A 4,368-nucleotide genomic window follows, 5' to 3' on the forward strand; every position below is an offset into this window, starting at 1 on the left:
CATTTATGATAATACGAACTATTCTTGATTGCGAGCTGTTTATTGCCTGCTCTATTTTCGTTAAAAAAATAGCGTTATTAGAGCAGTGGGGTAAAGAAGTAAAACATCTTCTCGGTAATTTTATGCAATAACGGGCGCTGGGCCCACTGGTTGATATTGAGCAGGGTAGAGCGGGCGATGTAGTCATCCTGCACAATGCCCAGCCGCTCACCAAAGTTGGTATCATCAATAGCAATGGTGACTTCAAAATTGAGCCACATACTGCGGATATCTAAGTTTACTGTACCAACAAGGCTGAGATGATCGTCAATAAGCAGACTTTTGGCATGCAGCAGACCATCTTCAAATTGGTGAATTCTGACACCTGCGGTAAGTAATTCATCAAAGAATGCTCGGCTTGCCCAGCCGACCATCAGAGAATCATTGTGTTTAGGTAGTACAATATCAATTTGTACACCACGTGAAGCGGTTGAACAGAGTGCCAGCATCAGGCTGTCATCGGGGATAAAATACGGTGTTGTCATCACGATACGTTTACGTGCAGAGAATATGGCCGTAGACAGTGCTTGTGGTAACAGATCTTTAGGAAAACCGGGCCCCGAAGCTAATACCTGTACGGCATGCGCATTATCTTGTGTGATGGGCAACAGCGGACAATTGGGCAAAGAGGGCAGATGGCGCTCACCGGTTTCAACTTCCCAATCCCACGCATAAATGCAGTTTAGTGCTGAGGCTGCAGGCCCTTCAATTCGCACCATCATATCAACCCACTGGCCGACACCGGCATCTTGCTTAAAAAAGTGTGGGTCAACCATATTCATACTGCCGGTATAGGCAATGGCGTTATCGATAATAATGATTTTACGGTGCTGACGAAGATCCATTCTGCGTAGAAAAACACGTAGTGGATTGACGTGCAGAGCTTCTATTAGCGTGATATTAGCAGTACGAAACAGGCGTGGATATTGGCTGCGAAAGAATTTTACACTGCCGACTGAGTCAAGCATTACGCGGCATTTTACACCCCGTTTAGCGGCATCAAGCAGTGCATTCACCACGTTATCAACGAGACCGCCATTGCTCCAGATATAAAATACGATTGAAATAGTATGGGTGGCTAGAGAGATATCGTGGGTGATAGCCTTTAAAATATCATTGGGCGTGGTAAATAAATTGAGCTTATTGCCATTGATACAGGGGGTTTTAAGCCTACGGCGGCATAAATTAAATAATGGTGCTGCGGTATGGCTGGATTTTAAATTGACCAGTTGATCACACTGGCTGAGTTTATTAAACCAGTCTGAAAATGGTTTCCACATTGCCTGTGAGCGGGCTGCTCGCCGTGAGCCAAGGTAGAGCTCACCAAACAGTAAATAAGCAACAATACCCAATAACGGTAAAATATAGATAACCAGCAGCCATGCCATAGAAACGGCAACGGTACGGCGCTTCATTAATACCCTAAAGGTTACGCCTGCAACGAGCAGCCAGTAGCCAAAAATAAGTATCCAGTCGACGATATTAATTATGTCAGAAAAATATTTCATCCTACGCCAGCTTTGTCTTTTTTTTCAGTAGTTTAAGTATTTATACGGTTTGGTGAAACTGTTCTGACTGTATAAACTATGTGAATTTGTTACTTCTGAATTTTTATCTGTGTGCGACAGGAGTATAATTTACCTACTATCTGTGGGGTATTCATGTTTTCTATCGTTTTTCAACACCTTGATTTTATTGTTCTTAATAAGCCTGCGGGTATCAGCGTACACCGTGATGATGAGGTTGTGGGGTTAACCACACAAGTTGCACAACAGTTGGGTGTTGATCGGGTATGGTTGGTGCATCGTTTAGATAAAATGACATCAGGCCTTCTTATCTTAGCACTGAATGCCTCGGCTGCTGCAGCGTTATCGGGTCTTTTTGCCCAACGTCAGGTTGAGAAGTTCTATATTGCGATCTCAGATAAACAACCACAGCGTAAACAGGGGAAAGTTGCCGGAGATATGCAGCGCTCTCGGCGCAGTAGTTGGAAACTGCTCTCTTCCCTGCATAATCCTGCGGTTACACAATTTTTTAGTGCCGGTACCGGAACAGGAAAGCGTCTGTTTATTGTGAAACCAGCAACGGGAAAAACTCACCAAATACGGGTAGCATTGAAAAGTGTCGGTGCAGCTATTTTAGGTGATCCGCTGTACGCACAAAGTCAGGCCGATCGCGGTTATTTACATGCGTGGCAACTGCGTTTTACCTACCAAGGTGAGTGTTATGCGATCAGCGCTCTGCCTGAGTGTGGAGAGTGGTTTTTACATGCTGCAGTACTGGCGCAGCTAGCACAGTGGCAAACCCCGTGGGATCTGCCTTGGCCATCAGTGTCTCTGCCTGAAGGGGGAGTGATAACTGATGATTTGGAAGATTAAACGTTACAGTATTCTCTTAATCCTTCCGGCAATATTGTTCTGAATTTTGCTGTTTGATCACCTGTTTTCTCGGTGTATTTGTGGCTCACGGGTATTGATGTGAACTCATCAGTACCCGTGACGTTGCGGCTATGGGCAACTGTTATTATCAAGTGCTAGTTGACCAACCGGCTGGCTTTGCAAATTGTTCACTGTGATTGCGTAGGTGACACCTTTAGTCAGTAAGTGACGGATTTCAGGGCTGCCGCACATTTGCATTTTATATGCGCCTAAAAACTGGCTGGGTGACTGATCCTGCGGTTTTTGTTGGTTATCCTGTATAAAAATCAGTTTAATATTGCTGACTAATTTGTTGGCAACTACCAGTGTGTAGCCATCTGATTGCATCGGCAGATATTTAGTTAGCTTATTAACTTGCATAGCGGCAAGATCTTCAGCCTCGCGTTGTGACTGTGATGCGGCGCATCCGGCAAGTGCCAAAATAATAAGTGAACAGCAGAGTCGACGTAACATGGGCGGTTAATTACCTATATAAGAACATATTAATATAGTGGTTATACCGACAAATAGGATTGAGCGCCGGTAGACACAGTGGTGTCAGTATACAATATATACTGGGTTATAGCATGACCACGGTGTAATCAAAATAGTCAACGTATAACCCGTATTTGTTGGTTACTTACTTATATTCGCGCTGTCGGTAAATACTGTGCTTTTAATGCTTATTCCGGCAAAACTTTACGAAACGGTTTTACGGTAACACGTTGGTATACACCGGTTACTGTATAAGGGTCTGCATCTGCCCACTGTATTGCACTGGCTAAATCATCAAATTCAGCAATGACTGTTGAGCCGCTATAACCGGCACTTCCTGGGTCTTGTTGGTCTATTGCCGGATTAGGCCCCGCCACAAAAAGCCGACCACTTTGTTGCAATAGCTGTAATCTGGCAAGGTGTTGTGGACGAACTGCAAGGCGTTTTTCCAGACTATTGGGAGCGTCTTCAGCAAAAATAACATAAAGCATAATAGATCCTTCATAGGGAAAAGGGTGATGTTGAGCCTGAGCCTATATTGTGCGGTATGCCACACACATCATACTTTCTATAACATGCTTTAATAACACAGATGAAGTGGTTTATCGTGATGAGTGAGTGTTTTTATTGCCACGGTGTGATTTAAACCGTGAGATGACAGTGAATAAATTTATGTATTCAGGGAAAGAAGATAAAAAAGCAGAGAGGTATACAGATGACACCTCTCTGCTTTTTTCGGTTATTTTCGACACCGCCATTTTCAGATACGAGAAATCAACGGTTCTGATCAGTGAAACCAAAAAATCAAAAATAAATAGTGAGAGCGAGTTAGCTAATCTCAACGGTTATTTTGCGGCAGCTTGACGCAATTCTGCGGCTTTTTGATGAATTTTAGTTTTCATAGCACTGATTTTTTGTTGTGGATTTTTTTGGCACTCTTGAATAATCATGGGTGTGATAGAGCCGACAACTTGTGAATCGACATAATCACCATTTTTATAATCGGTATCGGCATTTGCTACCCAAAACGCCATTGGAGTTTGAGCTTGTGGATTAAGTAACAGGAAATCCTTACAGGTCATATCTTGTGGTGCAGGCGCTGTAGGTGCTGTGGCAGCGAAAGAAGCACCTGAAAAACACAGTGCAGCAAATGCAACACTTAACATAGTTTTCTTGTTCATTGTTTGAGCCCTTAGCGTATAAGTTAACAGCAAAATGTTAATGAGAGCTGATGATTTAAACAATAACGCTAAAGGTTGATGGCAGCAATGCGATAAAAGATAACAAAAGATGTTCTTTGTATAGGGTTATTGCTGTGCGTAATAATCTTATGCAGAGGGTATTAAAGCGGATAAATGTAAAAGATAAACAAAAAGATAGCAGTGAAATAAAAGCAGCAGTACAGGTAAAAGCGTAA

At 43.0% G+C, this 4,368-nt stretch carries 7 protein-coding genes; 2 read left to right on the forward strand and 5 right to left on the reverse strand.

All coding sequences use genetic code 11. From position 1 onward, the window contains the following. Positions 1 to 77 precede the first annotated feature (77 nt). Positions 78 to 1,547: a cardiolipin synthase gene (gene cls, locus ACRC27_RS10060; RefSeq protein WP_438630270.1), complete on the reverse strand. Its 1,470-nt coding sequence runs from the start codon at positions 1,545 to 1,547 to the stop codon at positions 78 to 80. A gap of 153 nt (positions 1,548 to 1,700) precedes the next feature. Between cls and ACRC27_RS10065 the strand changes: the two genes are divergently transcribed. After that, a complete protein-coding gene (locus tag ACRC27_RS10065) occupies positions 1,701 to 2,417 on the forward strand; it encodes a TIGR01621 family pseudouridine synthase (protein ID WP_438630268.1) in 717 nt (238 codons plus the stop codon). Between the two features lie 129 nt (positions 2,418 to 2,546). On the opposite strand, the gene gspS2 is transcribed toward ACRC27_RS10065, so the two are convergent. Together gspS2 and ACRC27_RS10075 are read right to left on the reverse strand one after the other, a co-directional pair. Beyond that, positions 2,547 to 2,930 (reverse strand): type II secretion system pilot lipoprotein GspS-beta, encoded by a 384-nt coding sequence (gene gspS2 / locus ACRC27_RS10070; protein ID WP_438621920.1) that lies wholly within the window; start codon positions 2,928 to 2,930, stop codon positions 2,547 to 2,549. A gap of 209 nt (positions 2,931 to 3,139) precedes the next feature. Then, on the reverse strand, positions 3,140 to 3,442 hold the full coding sequence (locus tag ACRC27_RS10075) for a YciI family protein (RefSeq protein ID WP_438639806.1): 303 nt from the start codon (positions 3,440 to 3,442) through the stop codon (positions 3,140 to 3,142). A 169-nt stretch (positions 3,443 to 3,611) separates the two neighbouring features. Between ACRC27_RS10075 and ACRC27_RS10080 the strand changes: the two genes are divergently transcribed. Then, positions 3,612 to 3,815 carry a hypothetical protein gene (locus tag ACRC27_RS10080; protein ID WP_438621918.1) on the forward strand — a complete coding sequence of 68 codons (204 nt, stop codon included), beginning with the start codon at positions 3,612 to 3,614 and terminating at the stop codon, positions 3,813 to 3,815. On the opposite strand, the gene ACRC27_RS10085 is transcribed toward ACRC27_RS10080, so the two are convergent. Both ACRC27_RS10085 and ACRC27_RS10090 read right to left on the reverse strand, forming a co-directional pair. Beyond that, on the reverse strand, positions 3,797 to 4,132 hold the full coding sequence (locus tag ACRC27_RS10085; RefSeq protein WP_438621917.1) for an HdeA/HdeB family chaperone: 336 nt from the start codon (positions 4,130 to 4,132) through the stop codon (positions 3,797 to 3,799). The genes ACRC27_RS10080 and ACRC27_RS10085 overlap by 19 nt on opposite strands. Positions 4,133 to 4,187: 55 nt before the next feature. Then, positions 4,188 to 4,368 (reverse strand): hypothetical protein (locus ACRC27_RS10090; protein ID WP_438639807.1); only part of this gene is annotated, 181 nt, incomplete at its 5' end.

Source organism: Plesiomonas sp., assembly GCF_051650925.1.
In the GTDB taxonomy this organism is placed as follows: domain Bacteria; phylum Pseudomonadota; class Gammaproteobacteria; order Enterobacterales; family CAMTGL01; genus Plesiomonas.

Excerpts from the sequence above, each read along its gene's own strand:
- ACRC27_RS10085 (WP_438621917.1), bottom strand. The coding sequence starts at position 4,132 with ATGAACAAGAAAACTATGTTAAGTGTTGCATTTGCTGCACTGTGTTTT.
- gspS2 (WP_438621920.1), bottom strand. The coding sequence starts at position 2,930 with ATGTTACGTCGACTCTGCTGTTCACTTATTATTTTGGCACTTGCCGGA.
- ACRC27_RS10065 (WP_438630268.1), top strand. The coding sequence starts at position 1,701 with ATGTTTTCTATCGTTTTTCAACACCTTGATTTTATTGTTCTTAATAAG.
- ACRC27_RS10075 (WP_438639806.1), bottom strand. The coding sequence starts at position 3,442 with ATGCTTTATGTTATTTTTGCTGAAGACGCTCCCAATAGTCTGGAAAAA.
- cls (WP_438630270.1), bottom strand. The coding sequence starts at position 1,547 with ATGAAATATTTTTCTGACATAATTAATATCGTCGACTGGATACTTATT.